Origin of the sequence: Aquimarina sp. AU119, from assembly GCF_900312735.1 — a bacterium.
GTDB lineage: Bacteria > Bacteroidota > Bacteroidia > Flavobacteriales > Flavobacteriaceae > Aquimarina > Aquimarina algiphila.
Genome location: NZ_OMPF01000015.1, coordinates 1 through 20,017, shown reverse-complemented (window position 1 = coordinate 20,017; position 20,017 = coordinate 1). Strand labels below are relative to the sequence as shown.

Here is a 20,017-nt window from a genome sequence, read left to right as displayed (position 1 = left end):
AAAACACTTTAACACTATGCTAATTGTAAGACAGAATTCAACACTTCTTTAACTTCGGGTTTACAACTACCACATCCCAGACCTGCTCCAGTTTTAGTGCACAATTCTGAGAAATCTTCACATCCAGACTTAATTGCCTCTTCTAAGTTACCTTCTCCAACTTGACTACAAGAACAAATGAGTTTACCAATCACGGGTTCATTAGATGTAGCGGATCTTAATAATTCTTCCCGTTTCTCTGATAATTCGATCTTCCCTTCAATAAGATTCTTAAAATCAGCAAATTCACTCTTATCTCCCATTAATATAGCTCCAACTAATCGATCATCCTTTACAATACATTTTTTATAAAAACGCTTTCGAACATCCATCAAAATAACCTCTTCAAAGGATGAATCATTTTTTGGTATATCAACACTACCAATACTGCATAGATCAAGATCTTCAAACTTAAGGATATTCATAAATACAGATCCTCTGTAAATTGCACTATAATCTCCCAATAAATACTTCGCAACGATATCCGCCTGTTGCTCTGCAGCAGCTGTGATACCATATAAATCACCTTCAAATTCTGCTATTTCACCCACAGCAAATATATTGGGATCACTAGATTGTAAATACTGATTTACAAGAATTCCGCGACGACAATCCACATTTGTTTTCTTTACCAAGTCAATATTAGGAATTGTACCAATTGAATATACCACCGCATTACAACCAAATGATTTTCCTGATTTTAAGTTTACCAAAAGATCTCCTCCTTCTTGATTAAACACAGTATCCACTTCATTATCAAAATGAATCTGAATCCCTTTCTCGAGAACATCCTCTGCTAATAAACGACTCGCTACAATATCTAATTGACGCTCCATTAATCGGTTTCCTCTTTGTACAATAGTTATTTTAACTTGTTTTTTACGTAATGCAGCTGCAAGTTCCAACCCTAACAGCCCTCCTCCTACTATTGCTACATGTTGTTCGTTTTCTGGCAGGCCAGTTTCATTAAGATATGTTTTTAATTTATCAGCATCCCCTCTGTCCCGCATTGTAAATCTCCCTGGCAAATGAACAGGTACTTCTTTTGGTACAAATGCACGACTACCGGTTGCCATTAAAATAACATCGTAATCATGTTTATCTCCTTTGCTATCTATGATAAATTTATCTTCTCTATTAATTTCTGCAACGGGATTACTAGTATACAAGTTCACATTTAGAGATTCCATGCTTCCTTCTCGCATTTTCTGTAATTGCTCCCATTTTAATTCTTCACTTACATACTCAGGAAGCAACACCCGATTATAAAACGGATAAGGCTCCTTTGAAAACACTACAATCTCATCTTCGGTATTATACTCTCTATAAGTCTGTATAAAACGATACGCGGCTGTACCAGCTCCTATAATACAAATCTTTTGTTTTGATTTCACAAATTTAGAAACCTGAACCGCAGAATATTTAAAATCTGGTTCTTTAGAAATTGGATCTAAGATATCTGTAGTAAGGTTATTTGCTCTACCATAATCGTTACCCATCACCTTTCCCCAATGCATAGGAAGAAAAACCACTCCTTTTCCTATGTTATCAGACACTTTTACTTTTACCTGTACTTTACCTCTTCTACTCTCTACCACAGCAATATCACCATCCTTTAATTTTCTTAAAAAGGCATCTACTTGATTAATCTCCAAATACGGATCTGGAATATGTGTAATCAACTTATTTACTTTACCAGTTTTTGTACGAGTATGCCATTGATCTCTTACCCTTCCTGTTGTGAGAATTAAAGGGTGTTTTTCTGTAAGAAGTTCTGAAGTGGGTTTATTAAATTTTGGAACAATAAACTTAGCATTACCTGTATCTGTATAAAACTTTTTATCCTCGAATAATCTTGGTGTACCCGAATGATTAGATTCTGGCACTGGCCACTGAAAACTTCCTTCCATCTTAAGACGGCTGTAAGAAAGACCTGACACATCAATAGAGGTTCCTTTTGTTAATCTACAATGTTCTTTATATACTTCTTCTGCCGAAGTATAATCAAATCCTTTATATCCCATTCGCTGTGCAAATTTCCATAAGATTTCGACATCAGGTAGAGCTTCTCCAGGGGGATCCACCACTTTATTGAGATACGTTATACGTCGTTCGCTATTCGTCATCGTACCTTCTTTCTCTGCCCATCCTGCTGCAGGAAGTACTAAGTCTGCAAATTCTAAAGTCTCAGCACGATGTGATATATCCTGAACTACTACAAATTTTGCGTTTTGTAAGGCCTTTTCTACTTTATTAGAATTAGGTAAACTCACCAATGGATTTGTACATATAATCCAAACTGCTTTTAACTTACCATTTTCTAAAGCATCAAACATTTCGGTAGCAGTATACCCTGGTTTTGGAGATATTTCTTTACCTCCCCAGAAATTCGCCACCTCTCTCCTATGCTCATCGTTACCTAAATCTCTATGCGCTGCCAAAAGATTCGCCATACCTCCAACTTCTCTACCCCCCATTGCATTTGGCTGCCCAGTTAATGAAAATGGTCCTGATCCCGGTTTTCCTATATGACCTGTTAACAAAGACAAATTTAACAACGCATTATTTTTATTCACTCCAATAGAACTTTGATTAAGTCCCATAGCCCAAAGTGTAATAAACCCTTTTGCATCAGCAATATATGTAGCTGCTTTTTTTATATCTGCAACGGTTACTCCACAAGCTTTAGCAGAATCACTTAATGAAACTGATTGTAAAGTTGTTTTAAGTTTTTCGAAATCGTCTGTATGATTTGTTATAAACTGCTTATCGATTTTTTTTCTATCAATCAATCGCTTAGCAATAGCATTATACAATATCACATCTGTACCGGGAAAAATCTGCAAATGTAAATCGGCAATATCACAAGATGGTGTTTTGCGGGGGTCAACTACAATAATTTTAGTATTAGGTTTTCTTTCTTTATGTGCTTCGATTCTCCTAAACAGTATAGGGTGACACCAAGCAGGATTAGCGCCAGCAATCATAAAACAATCCGCCAATTCTATATCCTCATAAGAAATAGGAACACTATCTTCACCAAGTGCCTGTTTATACCCAACTACAGCAGAGCTCATGCACAATCTAGAGTTTGTATCAATATTATTGGTTCCTATAAAACCTTTTGTTAGCTTATTAACCAGATAATACTCTTCTGTAAGACATTGCCCTGACACATAAAAACCAACGCTATCTGGTCCATATTTTTTAATTATTGTATCAAAGACTGAGGTTGCTCTATCTAAAGCTTGATCCCAAGATACCCGTTGACGCTCATGCCCTTTACTCCATCTCATTTCTGGATACAAGATTCGATCACTCTTATCCTGTACCACATGATGCAGATTCATTCCTTTTGAACATAACATTCCACGATTTACAGGATGATCTGGGTCTCCTTCTACCGTGATTGCACCCTTAGGATCTTTTTTAGCAATAATTCCACAGCCCACACCACAATATGAACACGTTGTTTTATATGATTTGAATACGGACATAAAGAGTTTTATCTAGTTTCTATTGAAAATCAAAATTACGTATAATTACGTAAAAATAATTATAAATAACAGCGAAATAGATGAAAGACAAATTAATTATGAAATTGATAAAAGAAGTGCAAAAAAAAGAAAAATCAAAAATAAAAAGGTAGCCTAACTCAAAAATATTAAATATAAAATAATAAGAAAACATCATATTACATAGGCATTTCAGAAAACCAGATTATGTTTTATTTAGTATCTAATTTAGAGAAAACATATTTCAAATAAATGATTCTAAGGATATTACAAAATTTTAAAAAACTTGATTTTTACGATTATCGAAAATTAAGAAATAAGAATTTAAACTATTATCATATTTTTTACTAAAAAACCATAAAAATCAGCAAAAATTAAACCAAAAAGAAGATAAAATACATCAAAAATCAACTTTTATTGAATATTTCATATTTGTTATTTATGTTTAGTTCAGATATATTTGATCAAAATTAAGTATTAATACTTAAGTATTTATTTTAAAATTGTAAACAATGTAATTATGGAAAAAAGAACAATTGAATTAGTACAGTCCTCTTTTGAAAAAATTGCCCCAATAGCAGAGACAGCTGCAAAAATATTTTATGATAAGCTTTTTGAATTGGATTCTGAGTTAGAAAAGTTATTTCCTACCGCAAATCCTGAAGCTATGAAGGGACAAGGCAATAAACTAATGACTATGCTTGCTTCGGCTGTTGCAGGCTTAACTAATCTAGATAAACTAATCCCAATACTAGAGAACTTAGGAAAAAACCATGTTAGCTATAATGTAGAAGCCTCTCACTATGATACTGTTGGTGCTGCATTACTAGAAACCTTATCCATAGGACTTGGAGAAGATTTTACTCCAGAAGTAAAAGAAGCTTGGACTGATACTTATACCGTAATGGCTTCAGTAATGAAAACAGCTGCATATGGAGAAGTTGTTTAACACAACTCTCTTTATAGCTACAAAATAATAAAAACACTCATCTAAAAAAACAAATGTATGAATCGTTACGGTATTAAAAATTTGGTTTTTCTTTTGGCAATAAATAGCATTGTGTTCCTTCAATCATGTGGCGGTGTTCCAGAAGAAAAATCTTCAACTACCCAATCTAATAAAGTATTTGCTGTTTCAGAAATTTTGACTCTAATAGCAGAAGAAAATGATATTACTAGAACATTATACACCAAAGGGATTGTTGGAGCAGGTAAAAAACAAGGATTAAAATTTGATGAAGACTGGCAAGATGACGAAATAGAAGCTGGTCCTCTTCCCGCTTTATTTTTAAGAGGAATATCATCAGACATAAGAAAAAGTGCAGTTCCCTTAGGTCTCTATTTAGGATCAGATTTTCCTATCAATGCATCAAATAAGTTCACAGGAAAACAAGCAGAACTCTTTGAAAAAATAAAAACTGACAAAGAGCCTCAACATTTTTTTGAGGAAGATCAAAAACTATATACATCCATGTTTGCAGATTTAGCAGTTGCTGCTCCTTGTGTAAATTGTCATAATGAACATAAAAACACGACAAAGACTGATTGGAAACTTGGAGATGTAATGGGTGCAACCACCTGGCAATATCCTTCAGATTCTCTCTCATATAAAGAAGCAATTGATGTTATTAAGGCATATCGAAACGGAACAAAAGCAATATACACAGCATATCTTGATGAAATAGCGGGTTTTAAAATAGATAGTACAAAACCATCTATAGGAGATAAGTGGCCTTCTAAAGGATTTTATCTTCCAACTGCTGAGGTATTCATTGATAGTGTTAGAAAATTAACTTCATATAAAAGTTTTGAAAAATTATTAGTAGACTCTAACAAGAGAAAGAGCCAATATCTAGTCTCTAATTAACGAATTCAACAAAAGTGAAAAAAACAGGGAGCTTTGTACTTATTGGCAGTATACTATTCTTAGCATATATACTGCAATACATTCTTAATATTAGATGGACTATATTATATGACTTACAGCTTAATGAAAATTATAAGCGATGGTCTGGAGCATTTGTTAGCGCATTCATACTGTTTCAATGGATACTTACGTTTACAAGAATATCAAAAAAACTAAGAATGTATGCGATACAATTCACATACATTCATAAGTGGATCGGTATCTTATCTCCTATTTTTTTCTATCTCCACGCTATGGAATTTGGATACGGTTATTTAGCTCTTTTATCCTATATATTTTTCATCAATATGATACTAGGAACTATTAATTTAGATATTATAAAAAGTACAAAAAACTGGGTATTTCAATCTTGGATGATAACACATGTAGCACTTTCGTTCTTCATTACTTTTTTAGTCCTTTTTCATATAGGTGTAGTCTTTTATTATAAATAAAAAATAAATCACATGTTATTAACTGTTAAAGATATAATACCAGAAACAAAAGATGCTGTAAGCGTAATATTAAAAAACAATCTTTTTTTTAATAAAATAAAATACAAAGCCGGTCAATTTCTTACTGTAAAAATCCCCATTAAAAACAAAATTGAAAAAAGAGCTTACTCATTTAGCAGCAGCCCTGTAACAGATGATTTTTTAAAAATTACTGTGAAAAAAGTTGAAAAAGGTCTGGTCTCTAATTATATCTGTGATATACTAAAACCAGGGCAAAAAATAGAAGTAGAAAAACCTGCTGGTAGTTTTTATGTAATCCCAAACAAAAATACTCAATTCAACTACATACTATTTGCTGCAGGTAGCGGAATAACCCCCATCTTTTCTATTATTAAAACAGTGTTAGAAAAAGAACCTTTATCAAAAATAATTCTAATTTACTCCAATAGAAATGAGGAATCTACTATTTTCAAAAAAGCAATTGAAAACTTAGAAAAGAAACACCCTAATTCCTTTGTCGTAGAACATATCCTAGAAAAAAAGAATTCAGACAAGCCTAATTATCACCAAGACTTATTAAACAAAGAGCTTGTCGATAGTATCTTAAAAAAACATCATACAACATATGAAGATGGTAAATATATGATGTGCGGACCTCATGGGTTTATGGATAAAGCTAAAGAAATTCTTTTAGAAAAAGGAATTACCAGAGACAAAATCAAACTAGAAGCTTTCAGCACTACTCTCATTACATCAAGTGATGCAAAAAAACTAGAAAGCTCTGTAACGATATATCATGATAACAACAAACATACACTTGATGTCAAAGGAGATAAAACAATATTGCAAGCTGCAATGTCCAATAATATTATGCTACCTTATTCATGTAGATCAGGGATGTGTAATAGTTGCAAAGCAAAATGTATATCTGGTTCAGTAAAAATGATAGATGGTCATTTTCTTTCAGAAGAAGAAGTAGCAGAAGGACATATACTTACTTGTATAAGTTTTCCTAGATCAAATAATGTAAGCATAAGTTTTATTAACGATTAGACAAACACATGCTTAACAGAAACCCATTACGGAAAAGACAATACATAGGTACACTAATTGGAATTACAGTTACAATTGTTGCATATATAATTCTCCCTTTAAAGCAGACAGAAGATTTTCTAAGTTTAGGACCTCTTAATACTGGTCACGAAGGTTTATCTTGCAGTGCTTGCCATACTGATGCTAAAGGGAGTTTAATTCAGCAGTTACAGTCCAATATGGCTTACACTTTTGGCACCAGAAAAACTAAAGTTGATTTTGGAACACAAAATGTTGATAATAAGAAATGTATAGCATGCCATGATCGTCCAAATGACAGACACCCAACGCATCGATTTCTAGAACCCAAATTCAAAGATGCCATTGCCAATATTGACGCCACACAATGCGAAACTTGCCATAGAGAGCACAATGACACAAGAGTTGTTCTTGCCGAGGTTAACTTTTGTATCAATTGCCACTACGATTTAGAAGTCAAAAATGACCCCATAGATGTTCCTCACAGTACTCTTATCTCTAATAAACAGTGGAATACCTGTTTACAATGTCATGACTTTCATGGTAATCACCTATACAAATTAGCAGAAAAAATAGAAGATACTATTCCACTACAAGAAATACAAAATTATCTGAAAGGAGGAAAAGATCCTTTTTCTTCGAAAAAAAAGCATTTACCTCTTAGTGAAGATGAATGGTTAAAAATGAAAACCAAGTATACCAATTCAAAATAAAAGCATGTTATTATGAACTCAAAAAAAGTCATTTTTCTTTATCTTTTTTTAACTATATCGATTCTAAACTCTTGTAAAGAAAAAGTTTCTTGCCAGATTCCAGAAAAAGTCACTTATACAAAACAGATCAAAACTATTATAGAAACAGATTGTTTTTTATGTCATGCCCAGGATGTTTATAAAACAAAAGCTTCCAGAAATAAAATATTTGACTACGAAAGTCTAAAAAAAATGGGGGAGTCTGGAGTTCTTGTTGGGTCTATTACCCATGCCACAGGTTATATCGCCATGCCTTATAAAAAAGGTGTCAAAATAGATAGCTGCAATATTGAACTCATCAAGAAATGGGTACAAACAGGAATGCACAATTAACAACTAATTACGAATTAATTGAAATACATATTAAATACTCTTTTTTCTAGTCGATTTAGTGGGTTATTACTACTCATATTCGCAATATCAATGGCTATAGCTACTTTTCTAGAAAACGATTATAACACAGAAACTGCAAAAGCTTTGGTATATCATGCTAAATGGTTCGAAATATTATTGCTTCTATTGGTAATCAATTTTATAGGTAATATCACAAAATATAATCTTTTTAGTATACAAAAAGCTCCAATATTACTATTTCATCTTGCTTTTATAATCATCATCTTGGGAGCCGGAATTACTCGTTATAGAGGTTATGAGGCATTAATTACTATCAAAGAAGGAGAATCTAATGATAGAATGATCTCTATTGATAATTATCTTCAGGTAATTGCCGGTAATGGTACTATAAATAAAAACCACATCAGCAAACCAATACTAATGAGCGAATTAGGCTTTAACAATATAATAGAAAGCGTTGATCTTGACGAAAAAAAAATTGAATTCAAATTAAAAAAATATATTCCCAGAGCCAAATATGAACTGAAAGACACAATCTCTGGGCATACCTATTTACATATTGTAATTGCTGAAAACGAAAATAGAAAAGATTTTTATATCCAGGAGGGAACTCGTGAAACCATTTATGGAATATCTATTGCCTTTAATACACCAAAAAAACTCAAAACTGATATTCTCGTTACCAAAAAAAATGAAATTTGGCACGCCTCTTTTCCAGAGGTTACCGATTATTTTTCCATGTTGACTAATAAAATCGATTCTTACCCAAAAGATCAACTTACTCCTATTCAATTTAAAGCACTCAGCCAGATAAACAACACTCCCGTTGTATTTAATGAAATAGTCGAAAACAAAGTTCGAATCATTGTTTCCAAGGAAAAAAACTCAAAAATAAAGAATCCTGAGGCTGCTATTATTATTTCTGCAACATCTGGAGCCGACCATAAAGAAATTACATTATTTGGTGGTCCCGGTTATATGAACCCCTTCAATACTTTTTTCATTAATGGTATTCATCTAAAGCTAAGATATGGTGCCAAACCCATTAAACTTCCTTTTTCAATTTTTTTAAAAGATTTCAAGCTAGAACGTTATCCGGGATCAAATAGTCCATCAGCATTTTATAGCGATATAGAAATTCAAGAAAAAAACAAGTTGTTGAATTATTCAATATTTATGAATAACGTTTTGAATTATAAAGGTTATAGATTTTTTCAATCTGCATATTTACCCGACGAAAGTGGTACTATCCTTTCTGTAAATCGTGATTATTGGGGAACATTTATTACCTATATAGGTTATAGTTTATTAGCCTTTGGTATGCTATTAAGTCTATTCTGGAAAAATTCTCATTTCGGATTAACACTAAAACTACTACGTTGAAAAAAACCATTATATATAGCATCATAAGTTTAATTTTAGCAACATTAAACACTCTACAGGGACAACAATTGCATAGGCTAAAACCATATGAGCTTGTCAATAGACAATATATTGATACCCAGCATTCTGAAAAATTTGCAGCGATCCAGGTTCAGGATTTTCAAGGTCGAATCAAACCTATCAGCACATTAGCCCTAGAATTAATAAGAAAAATACATGGAAAAAATAGTTTTATCTATGTTGATAAAGAAAATCAAAAAAAGCAATTGACCCCCATACAAGTGTTCATCGGAATGCAATATAAACCAGATTCCTGGCAGTTATTAGATTTTATTAAAATTGAAAAAAAAGCGATCCCTGCTTTAAAAGATTTAATAAAAATCAATCCGTCCGGACATGTTAGTGCTTCGCAATTTTTTGATTTCAAAGGAATATATAAATTGAAATCATTAGTTTCTTCTGCCTATGCTAAACCTCCCGGAAAAAGAACAATATTTGATAAGGATATCATTAAAATAGACGAAAGACTAAATATTGTTTGGAGTATTTTTAATGGTCAATTCTTAAAAATTTTTCCAAAAATAGATGATCCAGACTTAACCTGGTATTCCCCTGTAGCTTCTGAAATTGAATTTAACAAAGACGATAAAAATTTTATTAGTAAAATAATTCCTACTTATTTTTCTTACCTGGATTTAGGAATTGAAAAAGGAAATTGGCAAAAAGCAAATGAAGTCATCGAACTGATAAAAAGTTTTCAGCAAAAAAATGGAAAAGCTATTTTACTATCCGAAAAAAAGGTAAATACAGAAATTTGGTTCAACAAAAATCATATCTTTTTATGGTCTCTTATAGGATATACTTGCTTTGGCAGTATACTGATGCTATTGTGTTTTGTAAGAATATTAAAAAAACATAAATCAACAATCCAAAAAATTATTAAAGTAGTCATCTTTTTATTAATAAGTGTATTCATCTTACATGCACTTGGAATTGGATTAAGATGGTATATATCAGGTCATGCTCCGTGGAGTAACGGGTATGAAGCTAGTATTTTTATTGCTTGGATAGGAATGTTAGCAGGTTTTATTTTTTCAAAAAACAACTCATTTACTCCTGCAGCAGCAGCAATATTAGCAATATGCTTACTTGGAATAGCACATGGTAGTCTAATGAACCCTGAAATTACAAACTTGGTTCCTGTTCTAAAATCTTATTGGCTTTTAATTCACGTAGCGGTGATAACAGCCAGTTATGGGTTTCTTGCATTAGGATCTTTACTTTCATTAATTACCTTGCTCATAATGTGTATTAGCACGTTAATACATAAACAAGAAACAGAAAATACGATTCAAGAATTAACCAATACCAATCAACTTACTAGCACAATTGGTTTATACTTGCTTACAATCGGAACTTTCTTAGGAGGAGTCTGGGCTAACGAATCCTGGGGAAGATATTGGGGTTGGGATCCTAAAGAAACCTGGGCTTTAATAAGTATAATCATATATTCGTTTGTACTACACATCAGAATTATTATTCCTAAAAATTATCTATATATATATAATGTTTGTAGTCTGCTAGCATTAAGTAGCCTTATTATGACCTTTTTTGGAGTAAATTACTATCTATCAGGATTACATTCTTATGCAAAAGGTGATCCATTTCCTATCCCTAAATGGATTTATATCATAATTCCAATTATCCTTATAATTATCATTATTCCATTACTTAAAAAACCTGTAGTTAAGAAAGAGATTCTTGTAAACTATGAATAAAAAAGTTAACTACAATACACAATCAAAACAAAACAAACTTAAAAACTATAACCGTATTTTCAACTCTGTTAAGGACAAAACAAATTTTGTAATTATTATAAAGCATTAATAAACTAACGAAAAGCCATTCAGTAGAAGCAGTTTTTAATTTCAAAAAGGAAGGATACAATAGCTATTTAAAACTGAAGTTAAAACCTTTTGTTAGGTTATTAACAAGATAATATTCTTATGTAAGAATTACAGTGATTTGATCACAATTAACTCTAAATATATCAAACAAAAAAACCGGTCACAAACAAACTGTGACCGGCAACACAAGAAACACTTAAAGCTACTTATTCTTTAAGGTTTCAACACTAAATTTTTATACTTTAATTGTACGCAGGAATATTTTTCATTTCCTTTTGCACTTCTTTTTCATCTTCTGTTGAGAATTTAATTGCAAGTGTCATAACAGCAGTAAACACAACAAAAATTCCTATAATAAAATACCCACTCGAAACTGCCTCTGATGAAGCTAACGCTTGTGCTGCGTTCACAGCATCAACTCCGAGATCTTGGTTTTCTGCTATCGCAACTTTTTCTGCAAAAGCAGATTTTGACTTTAACACCAATGCGGCAACAAAAGCACCTACATTTCCACCAGCACCTACAATACCAGAAATAGAACCTATAGCTTTTTTATTAATAAAAGGAACAACTGAAAAAGTAGCTCCCTCGGCCATTTGAACTGTCAAGCTAAAACCAACCAGAAAAACAATCCCAAAGGTCAGTCCTGTCATACCCGAAAACAAAGATAACATAAGCCCTTCAACTCCCAAAATAATTGCTAAAAATATAACTCTTCCCTTCAAACCTTTTAATTTACCAAACTTATCACCGAAGAAACCACCTAAAGTTCTGGCAAAAATATTCATTAGTGCAAACGACATCACTAAGTTACCTGCTGTAATTCTTTCTAATTGAAATGTATTTTGAAGATAATCATCCATAGTACCGTACACTGTTAACTCCATCCCAAAACAAGCAGCATACACCAAAAAAAGCAACCAAACTCGGTAATCTTTTATTGCTTCCAAAAAACGAACTTCATCCTTTTTGGACTGTAGTATTTCTCCTTTTGCCTTTAACTCCTTATAGTTACCATTAGGCGTATCTTTTGTAAAGAAAAAATACACAATCCCCATTAAAAAACATACCACTCCTGCAACAATCATACTATACCTCCATGCCTCTGTTTCTGCTATCCCAAAGCTCACAACGGCTGCTGCAATTAAAGGCATCCCCAAGCGATTAGCTCCACCACCCAAATTACCCCATCCAGCCGATGTAGCATTAGCTGTACCAACAATATTTGGTGCAAACATTATAGAAGTATGAAATTGTGTAATCACAAACGAAGCACCAATAAAACCTATAAACAATCTACAAACAATAAATTGTATAGGCGTTTGTACAAAACCAAGTAAGATCACCGGTATAGCACCCAAAGTTAGCAGCCATGTATAACAAATTCGAGGACCATATTTATCACATAATTTACCAATCAATAATCTGGCAAACACTGTTCCAGAAACGGCTACAATTATAGAATTCCATTTTTGATCAGGAGTCAATCCTAAATCTCTAACTACATCAGGCATAAATGGCACAATACCAAACCATGCAAAGAAACATAGAAAAAATGCAATTGAAGTGATCCAAAACGTTCGGATCGGTAGACTTTTAAAATTTAACAGTTGTAATGTAGTAGACTTATTCTCGATATTCATGATTACTTAGTTTTGATTCTTTGATTTTTTCGTATCAAAGGCATTAAATGAATAAATTCAAATCAAAACTAAGTACAAATACTTAAAATAAAAATTTAGAAGGGCTTATAATTACGTAATACTATCTATTATTATGATATTCATAAGTACTAAGGATACAATTTAAAAGAAACAAAATAATAAGGTTTATATATTTCAAATATCGTAATTACTCATTTGCAAAAATTTCAAACCCATACATATTAATGTTCTAAAAAATTAATAAGATGTTCTCTATATTTATAGTAGTCAGGATGGTCTAATACATTTTTTCTAAGTCGTGGTCTTTCAAAATCTATTTCCAGAATATCACCCACTTTTGCCCTTGGACCACTAGTCATCATAATCACTCTATCTGCCAAGAATATAGATTCATCAACATCATGAGTAATCATAATAGCTGTAATCTTTTCCTGATTCCAAACTTCGATCAATACATCTTGCAACTCTCCTCTTGTTAAAGAATCCAACATCCCGAAAGGCTCATCCAACAACAAAACCTTTGGCTTTATTGCAAATGCTCTTGCAATACCTACACGTTGTTGCATACCCTGTGAGAGTTCTTTTGCCTTTTTATACATTGCATCTTCAAGTCCAACTTTTGCCAAATAGTACTTTACAATATCATCTCTATCTCTTTTTGTACCATGCGAAAAAACCTGCTTTACACCAAGCATTACATTCTCATAAGCAGTCATCCAAGGTAAAAGACTTGGAGATTGAAAAATCACTCCTCTATCTGGACCTGGTCCTTTTATAGTTTGATTATTCACAACAATTGTACCTCTGGAAATAGGATTAAGTCCTGCAATCATAGTGAGCAATGTAGATTTACCACATCCTGAATGACCTATTATAGAAACGAATTCCTCATGTTTAATTTTCAAATCCAAATCGTCTAAGACGACATAATCTCCATTAGGTGTTGGATAGATTTTTGTGAGTTGAGAAATATCCATCATATATTTATCCTCAAACAACCCATTATCAGTTCTTCTTATCACAGGTTTTTCCAGTATTTCTTTCATATATGTTGTGTTTTAATTAAAAATTAATCCTCTGAAAGGTATTGGTTTGATTCTAGGCTTGATATCGGGTAATACATAATTATTCTCTTTTTTAGAGTTACGTTGTTCTCCTATTTGTATCAAGTACTCCATAATACTATTACGCAATTTTTTATACTCCTCATTATGATTTAATGCGGTTTTATCCCTTGGGCGTTCTAAATTAACCTTATATTCTGGCCCTAATGTAGCTTTAGGCCCTGGTTTAAGAGGTATAATTCGATCAGCCATCAAAATTCCTTCATCTACATCATTAGTAATCAACAAAGCTGTCTTCTTATCTTTATTCCAAATTTTTAGGATTTCCTGCTGTAGATTTCCTCTTGTAAGAGCATCTAGTGCACTAAGAGGTTCATCCATAAGGATTACATCTGGACTCATCGATAATGCTCTGGTTACCGAAACCCTTTGCCGCATTCCCCCGGATAGTTCTTTTGGTAATTTATGAATTGCAGGAGACAGGCTTACCATCTCTACATATTCTTCGACACGCTTAGCCCTATCTTTTCTTGACATTTTTTTAAACGCTTCTTTTACAGCCATACCAACATTATTTTTGACATTAAGCCAAGGCAATAATGAATAATTCTGAAAAATCACTCCACGTTCATGACTAGGTCCTGTTACAGGCTCACCTTTAAACAGCACTTCACCTTCATCTGGCATGATTAATCCGGAAATAATGTTAATCAACGTTGTTTTTCCACTTCCTGTAAATCCGACAATTGCCACAAACTCACCTTCTTCGATTTCGAGATTGATATTAGACAATACCTGTGTCTTGTTTTTTCCGGTACCAAAAGATTTTGATACATTTCTTAATTCTATGTATGCCATATTTTTTTCTTAAGCAGTTTCTTCTGTAAATGTTACGAATTTTTGTATCGTAAGCATAATTCTATCTAACAAGAATCCTATGACACCTATTACGAACATCGCTACTATGATTTTAGAATTTGAATCGTTTGCTCCATTCTGAAACTCTTCCCAAACAAATGATCCTAATCCTGGGCTTTGTGCTAATAATTCTATAGCAATCAACACCATCCAAGCTACAGATAATGTAATTCGCAATCCAGTAAAAATTAACGGAAAAGAAGATGGTAAAATGATTTTAAATACTTTTTGACCAACACTAAGCTGAAGAACCTTAGCAACATTAATATAGTCTTTATCCACCGACGAAACCCCCATACTGGTATTTACCAATGTCGCCCACATAGAACAAAGTCCTACACTAATAAATGAAATAATAAATGAGCTGTCTGTATCTGAGTTTTTTGTTAACGTTTTTACGATCATGAAAACCAAGAGTAACCACACCACTGGAGAAACAGGTTTAAAAATCTGTATCAACCAATTCACTGAAGACCTTAATGTCTCACTTAATCCTAACATAATCCCAATAGGAACTGCTATAAAAAAAGCTAATAAAAATCCAGCAAAAACGGTTTTCAAACTTGTGAAAATCTGGTCTACAAATGATGGCCTACCAGTATATCTAATAGCATCTAGACCTTGCGCTTCTCTTTTTTCATTAGTAGCTGCGACCTTATCAGCAAAAGCAGATTTCTTTTCTGCAATAATTCTATGATCTGCTAATAATGATTTATAAGCTGTCCATACCTGAGTTGGTGATGGCAATGTATTAGGTTGACAACTAACATCTCCTGATTCGATACATACTCTCATTTCATTAGACGCTACTTCTCCTCTATCTACGAGAGCCTTTTCTATACGTGCATCCTTTTCTATATTATACAAATACGTTGCTCCAGAATGCCACACGATCAAAAATAATCCCACCGATAAGATTGGCAAAAACACTTTCTTAAACAATATGACCAAATTTTTCTGTACTTCTTCACCTGTCGCCAATCTAATTGCTGGTTCAAAAAAACCTAATCCCATAAAATTTAGGACATGGATTGATCTATCTTTCATCTGTTGTCGTTTTTATATTTTTAAATTTTCTAACAATCAACCATTAAGTTTATATATGATACTTAATGATCGATTGTTATATTTGATATTTTAGTGACGCATCATTTCATTATTCGATGTTCGAAACACCTTCTTCACTTTCTTTATTTCCTATATTAAAACTGTTTATATACCCTATAGGATCTTTGGCATCAAACTTTTTACCATCAATAAAATCTGTCGTTGCTGGTTTATAACCATCTGTTTCTGGCAATTCTGATGCTTCTAAATGCCCTTCTGACACTAATAGGTTAGCAGCTTTTTTCCATATATCTGGTCGGTAAATATCTTTGATTGTTTTCTCATACCATTCTACTGGTTTACTTTCTGGGATTTGCCCCCATCTTCTCATCTGAGTCAAGAACCAAATTCCATCAGAATAGAAAGGATATGTTGCATCATAGCGATAGAATACATTAAAATCTGGCATTTCTCTTTTATCACCTTTCTCAAATTCAAATGTACCAGTCATTGAATTAGCCAATACTACTTCATCTGCACCTACATATCCGGGCATAGATAAAATCTTAACAGCTTCTTTACGATTACCAGGAGCATCCAGCCATTTTCCCGCTCTAATTAATGCTTTTGTAACTGCTACAGCCGTATTAGGGTATTTCTCAATAAATTTCTTAGTCATCACAAACACTTTTTCCGGATTGTTTTTCCAGATGTCATAATTTGTAGTTACAGGCACACCAATCCCTTTAAAAACAGCTTGTTGATTCCAAGGCTCACCTACACAATATCCATAAATTGTTCCTGCTTCAAGTGTAGCTGGCATTTGTGGTGGTGGAGTTACAGACAATAACACTTCAGCATCAATTTGTCCTTGTATATTTTCTTTAGAATACATCCCTGGATTAATTCCGGCTGCCGCGAGCCAGTATCTAATTTCATAATTATGTGTTGATACAGGAAACACCATTCCCATCTTAAAAGCTTTTCCTTCATCCTTATAAGAATCAATTACTGGTTTAAGAGCGGTTGCCGATATTGGATGAATCGGTTTACCATCTTCTCCGACAGGAACATTGGGCTTCATTTTTGACCAAACATCATTAGAAACAGTAATACCATTTCCATTTAAATCCATAGAAAATGGAGTTACCAACTCAGCTTGCCTTCCAAATCCTGCACCAGCTGCTATTGGTTGTCCCGCTAACATATGAGAGCCATCCAATTGACCATCGATCACTCGGTCTAATACATTTTTCCAGTTAGATTGTGCTTCAACAGAAACAAATAAACCTTCATCTTCAAAAAAACCTTTTTCTTTTGCAATAGCAAGAGGTGCCATATCGGTTAATTTTATAAAACCAAAAGTCAATTGAGGCTTTTCTATAAGCAATTTTGATGATTCTTCTACAGAAGAATCACTTGAAGCTATTTCCTTTTTCTTTTCTCCCCCACAAGACATTAATGCCATAGTGGTAATAATTATTATAATTTTAAAATGTACTTTTTTCATAATTCTGTGTTTTGAGAATTTTATTAAATAGGATTATTCAAAACTAAGTATTATTACTTAATTTACATAACAAAAAATACGTATTTGACTCATTATTATCTATTACAAAATATTCGGTATCACAAATTGAGTATTCGATAATTTGAGTCGAAAAAAATTATAAATCGATCAATACCCATTACCAAAATAATAGCATAACTATCAATAAAATAAGGTCTTTTTCCACTTTTAACATGGTTTTTCCGTTAAACAAGTCTTAAATAAGCACTAGCAGATTACTCCTTCTAAACCCTCATGAATAATAAAAAAATAATTATTTGACAGGAATTAAAAAATAAGTATATTTACTTAAAAAATATTAAAACCTAAATCATTCTATATGACATTAAAATATTTACTCAAAAAACCAAAAACCCTATTCATTTCTATTTTTACGATATTATTAATTACCTCTAATTCATTCTCTCAATCTCAAGATTATGGATCAATTAGCTACAATAAGGCCATAAACATATCAGGAAAACAACGAATGTTATCACAAAAAATGTCTAAAGCATTTTTATTGATCTCTAAAGGAATTGATAGCGAAGAAATCAAAAAGGAACTTAATTCGAGTAAGTTTATTTTTGAAAAACAATTAGATATATTAAGTAAAAATGCGCCTAGTTCAGCAATCAAGCTCTCTATAAAAGATGTAAAAAAGTCATGGGTGAAGTTTAAAGGAGTTATAAGTTCCCCACCTAATTATATGAACTCAGAAGAGGTTATGAAACTAAACACATTATTACTAAGCAAATCTCATGAACTAGTTTTAAGCATAGAGACAAGTTCTAAATACAATAATCAATTCTTTAAAAATAAAAATCAAGATCTTGCAAATACAATTAATGTCTCTGGTAAGCAACGAATGTTATCACAGAGACTTTGCTTATACTATACAGCTTCTTTAATGTTTCCCGATCAAAAAAACGAGCACAAAAATGTAATGAATAAAATTTTTGATGAGTTTGATTCGGTTATTGGAGATTTATTAATCAATAGCTATAATACAACTGAAATCGAAGAAGAACTTGGTAATGTAATGGCAACATGGGAAAAATTTCAAGCTAACAAAAAAGGATTTCTTAATGGAACTTTTTCACTTGAAGATGTTTTTAATACCACTAACAGCTTAACCAAAAGTTTTAATAAAATAACGGGGGTTTATGAAATAATATCCAAAAGCCTCTGAAACTTTACTTCAAAAAGCTAGGGAATCATTCCATATTCCCTAGCTTTATTATTAAGCTCCAATACATTTTTAACTCCCATCTTTTTCATAAGATTAAAACGATGTACTTCTGTTGTCCTTTTACTTATATTAAGTTCTAGCGCTATGTCTTTATTTGTCATTCCAGAAACAGCAAGGCGCAGTATCTGAGCTTCTCTTTTAGTTAATTCAAACAAATCTTTAGATGATTGTTTCTTTGCAACATTAGTATCTATTGCAGAAATATTTGAAGAATCACTACCTTTTATACTTCTAACCAAAATAGAAGATACATCTCCACTAAAATATTTATCTCCTTTACTAACCACAGAAATGGCTTTAAGAAATTCTTCCTTGCCAGCATCTTTAAGTAAATAACCTTCTGCCCCCGCATTAATGGATTGTAATATGTACTCATCAGAATCATGCATTGACAACATGATAGTTCTTACTGAATTATCTAGTGCTGTTATTTTTTGAACAACCTCTATACCTGACATCTGAGGCATTCTTATATCACAGATAACAATATCAGGACTCAAAGACTGAACTAATTCAATAGCCTCTGGACCATTTGACGCTTCTCCCACTACACTGTATTGTTCCTCATCTTCCAGAATAGCACGAATGCCATCTCTTACCATAAAATGATCGTCAACCAATACTATTTTTATCATAATCGCGTATTATTTATTTAAAATGTAGCATAAAATGCAACTTCTTCTGCATCCAAATATATGAATATTTCAAAAACGCTTAAGTAATTTTATAAATTTGAAAAATAAAACTAAGTATTTTTACATATAAAAACAATAAAAAATAAGTATTAATACTTATTTTTGCTTTCAGTAAATGACATTATCATTAATAATACAATCAGAGGAATACAAAATGATATCAGTCATAATTTACATTTAAATCAGGGGGTACTTTTATCAAAACATAAATTAACTTCCTAAGGTTCTATTTTTAAACTAATCTAAAATTATTGAAATGAAAAACAAGTTATTGATAACAACATTACTGTTTGTAGTATTTGCTTTTAGAGGAAAAAGTCAAGAATTAAGTATTGATGCAGATATCAGGCCTCGGTTAGAATATTTAAATGGTTTTGGAAGCCTTTTACCAGATGGAGTTGATGCAGGATTATTTGTACAACAACGTTCGCGTTTAAAATTTGGAT

Annotated in this window: 16 protein-coding genes and 1 pseudogene; 10 read left to right on the top strand and 7 right to left on the bottom strand. The window is 32.3% G+C overall.

The window, feature by feature from the left end; translation table 11 throughout:
* Window positions 1-14 precede the first annotated feature (14 nt).
* The gene (locus tag DK442_RS13815) at window positions 15-3,536 is read right to left on the bottom strand and encodes a nitrate reductase (protein ID WP_109436487.1); all 3,522 of its coding nucleotides are present in this window, start codon (window positions 3,534-3,536) and stop codon (window positions 15-17) included.
* A 538-nt stretch (window positions 3,537-4,074) separates the two neighbouring features.
* On the opposite strand from DK442_RS13815, the gene DK442_RS13810 reads away from it, so the two are divergent.
* The 8 genes from DK442_RS13810 to DK442_RS13775 are packed head-to-tail and all read left to right on the top strand — an operon-like array spanning window position 4,075 to window position 11,253.
* A complete protein-coding gene (locus DK442_RS13810) occupies window positions 4,075-4,503 on the top strand; it encodes a globin family protein (RefSeq protein ID WP_109436486.1) in 429 nt (142 codons plus the stop codon).
* Between the two features lie 57 nt (window positions 4,504-4,560).
* Window positions 4,561-5,421 (top strand): DUF3365 domain-containing protein, encoded by an 861-nt coding sequence (locus DK442_RS13805; protein WP_109436485.1) that lies wholly within the window; start codon window positions 4,561-4,563, stop codon window positions 5,419-5,421.
* A gap of 14 nt (window positions 5,422-5,435) precedes the next feature.
* Window positions 5,436-5,915, top strand: coding sequence for a hypothetical protein (locus DK442_RS13800; protein ID WP_109436484.1), 480 nt, complete (start codon window positions 5,436-5,438; stop codon window positions 5,913-5,915).
* Window positions 5,916-5,927: 12 nt separating this feature from the next.
* Window positions 5,928-6,968: a ferredoxin--NADP reductase gene (locus DK442_RS13795; protein WP_109436483.1), complete on the top strand. Its 1,041-nt coding sequence runs from the start codon at window positions 5,928-5,930 to the stop codon at window positions 6,966-6,968.
* Window positions 6,969-6,976: 8 nt separating this feature from the next.
* A complete protein-coding gene (locus DK442_RS13790) occupies window positions 6,977-7,699 on the top strand; it encodes a cytochrome c3 family protein (protein ID WP_109436482.1) in 723 nt (240 codons plus the stop codon).
* 12 nt (window positions 7,700-7,711) lie between these two features.
* Window positions 7,712-8,071, top strand: a complete 360-nt coding sequence (locus DK442_RS13785) for a hypothetical protein (protein WP_109436481.1) — start codon at window positions 7,712-7,714, stop codon at window positions 8,069-8,071.
* An 18-nt stretch (window positions 8,072-8,089) separates the two neighbouring features.
* Window positions 8,090-9,475 (top strand): cytochrome c biogenesis protein ResB, encoded by a 1,386-nt coding sequence (locus tag DK442_RS13780; RefSeq protein ID WP_235010960.1) that lies wholly within the window; start codon window positions 8,090-8,092, stop codon window positions 9,473-9,475.
* On the top strand, window positions 9,472-11,253 hold the full coding sequence (locus DK442_RS13775; RefSeq protein ID WP_109436479.1) for a cytochrome c biogenesis protein: 1,782 nt from the start codon (window positions 9,472-9,474) through the stop codon (window positions 11,251-11,253). The genes DK442_RS13780 and DK442_RS13775 overlap by 4 nt, the downstream gene beginning before the upstream one ends.
* A gap of 371 nt (window positions 11,254-11,624) precedes the next feature.
* Here the strand turns inward: DK442_RS13775 and DK442_RS13770 are convergent, their stop codons facing one another.
* From DK442_RS13770 to DK442_RS13750, 5 genes are all read right to left on the bottom strand, one after another.
* Window positions 11,625-13,025 (bottom strand): MFS transporter, encoded by a 1,401-nt coding sequence (locus DK442_RS13770; RefSeq protein WP_109436478.1) that lies wholly within the window; start codon window positions 13,023-13,025, stop codon window positions 11,625-11,627.
* Window positions 13,026-13,267: 242 nt separating this feature from the next.
* The gene (locus DK442_RS13765; protein ID WP_109436477.1) at window positions 13,268-14,092 is read right to left on the bottom strand and encodes an ABC transporter ATP-binding protein; all 825 of its coding nucleotides are present in this window, start codon (window positions 14,090-14,092) and stop codon (window positions 13,268-13,270) included.
* 12 nt (window positions 14,093-14,104) lie between these two features.
* A complete protein-coding gene (locus DK442_RS13760; RefSeq protein ID WP_109436476.1) occupies window positions 14,105-14,968 on the bottom strand; it encodes an ABC transporter ATP-binding protein in 864 nt (287 codons plus the stop codon).
* A gap of 9 nt (window positions 14,969-14,977) precedes the next feature.
* Window positions 14,978-16,075: an ABC transporter permease gene (locus DK442_RS13755; protein ID WP_109436475.1), complete on the bottom strand. Its 1,098-nt coding sequence runs from the start codon at window positions 16,073-16,075 to the stop codon at window positions 14,978-14,980.
* A 109-nt stretch (window positions 16,076-16,184) separates the two neighbouring features.
* Window positions 16,185-17,585 carry a CmpA/NrtA family ABC transporter substrate-binding protein gene (locus tag DK442_RS13750; protein WP_109436474.1) on the bottom strand — a complete coding sequence of 467 codons (1,401 nt, stop codon included), beginning with the start codon at window positions 17,583-17,585 and terminating at the stop codon, window positions 16,185-16,187.
* 379 nt (window positions 17,586-17,964) lie between these two features.
* Between DK442_RS13750 and DK442_RS13745 the strand changes: the two genes are divergently transcribed.
* Window positions 17,965-18,816 (top strand): type IV pili methyl-accepting chemotaxis transducer N-terminal domain-containing protein, encoded by an 852-nt coding sequence (locus DK442_RS13745; protein ID WP_109436473.1) that lies wholly within the window; start codon window positions 17,965-17,967, stop codon window positions 18,814-18,816.
* A 17-nt stretch (window positions 18,817-18,833) separates the two neighbouring features.
* On the opposite strand, the gene DK442_RS13740 is transcribed toward DK442_RS13745, so the two are convergent.
* Window positions 18,834-19,511, bottom strand: coding sequence for a response regulator transcription factor (locus tag DK442_RS13740; RefSeq protein WP_109436472.1), 678 nt, complete (start codon window positions 19,509-19,511; stop codon window positions 18,834-18,836).
* A gap of 316 nt (window positions 19,512-19,827) precedes the next feature.
* Between DK442_RS13740 and DK442_RS13735 the strand changes: the two are divergent.
* A pseudogene (locus tag DK442_RS13735) lies at window positions 19,828-20,017 on the top strand (hypothetical protein); the annotation flags it as partial.

Bases quoted from the DNA above. Each gene is read 5' to 3' on its own strand.
- DK442_RS13790 (WP_109436482.1), top strand. From the start codon at position 6,977: ATGCTTAACAGAAACCCATTACGGAAAAGACAATACATAGGTACACTA.
- DK442_RS13805 (WP_109436485.1), top strand. From the start codon at position 4,561: ATGAATCGTTACGGTATTAAAAATTTGGTTTTTCTTTTGGCAATAAAT.
- DK442_RS13750 (WP_109436474.1), bottom strand. From the start codon at position 17,585: ATGAAAAAAGTACATTTTAAAATTATAATAATTATTACCACTATGGCA.
- DK442_RS13785 (WP_109436481.1), top strand. From the start codon at position 7,712: ATGAACTCAAAAAAAGTCATTTTTCTTTATCTTTTTTTAACTATATCG.
- DK442_RS13765 (WP_109436477.1), bottom strand. From the start codon at position 14,092: ATGAAAGAAATACTGGAAAAACCTGTGATAAGAAGAACTGATAATGGG.
- DK442_RS13810 (WP_109436486.1), top strand. From the start codon at position 4,075: ATGGAAAAAAGAACAATTGAATTAGTACAGTCCTCTTTTGAAAAAATT.
- DK442_RS13745 (WP_109436473.1), top strand. From the start codon at position 17,965: ATGACATTAAAATATTTACTCAAAAAACCAAAAACCCTATTCATTTCT.
- DK442_RS13760 (WP_109436476.1), bottom strand. From the start codon at position 14,968: ATGGCATACATAGAATTAAGAAATGTATCAAAATCTTTTGGTACCGGA.
- DK442_RS13770 (WP_109436478.1), bottom strand. From the start codon at position 13,025: ATGAATATCGAGAATAAGTCTACTACATTACAACTGTTAAATTTTAAA.
- DK442_RS13795 (WP_109436483.1), top strand. From the start codon at position 5,928: ATGTTATTAACTGTTAAAGATATAATACCAGAAACAAAAGATGCTGTA.
- DK442_RS13755 (WP_109436475.1), bottom strand. From the start codon at position 16,075: ATGAAAGATAGATCAATCCATGTCCTAAATTTTATGGGATTAGGTTTT.
- DK442_RS13815 (WP_109436487.1), bottom strand. From the start codon at position 3,536: ATGTCCGTATTCAAATCATATAAAACAACGTGTTCATATTGTGGTGTG.
- DK442_RS13740 (WP_109436472.1), bottom strand. From the start codon at position 19,511: ATGATAAAAATAGTATTGGTTGACGATCATTTTATGGTAAGAGATGGC.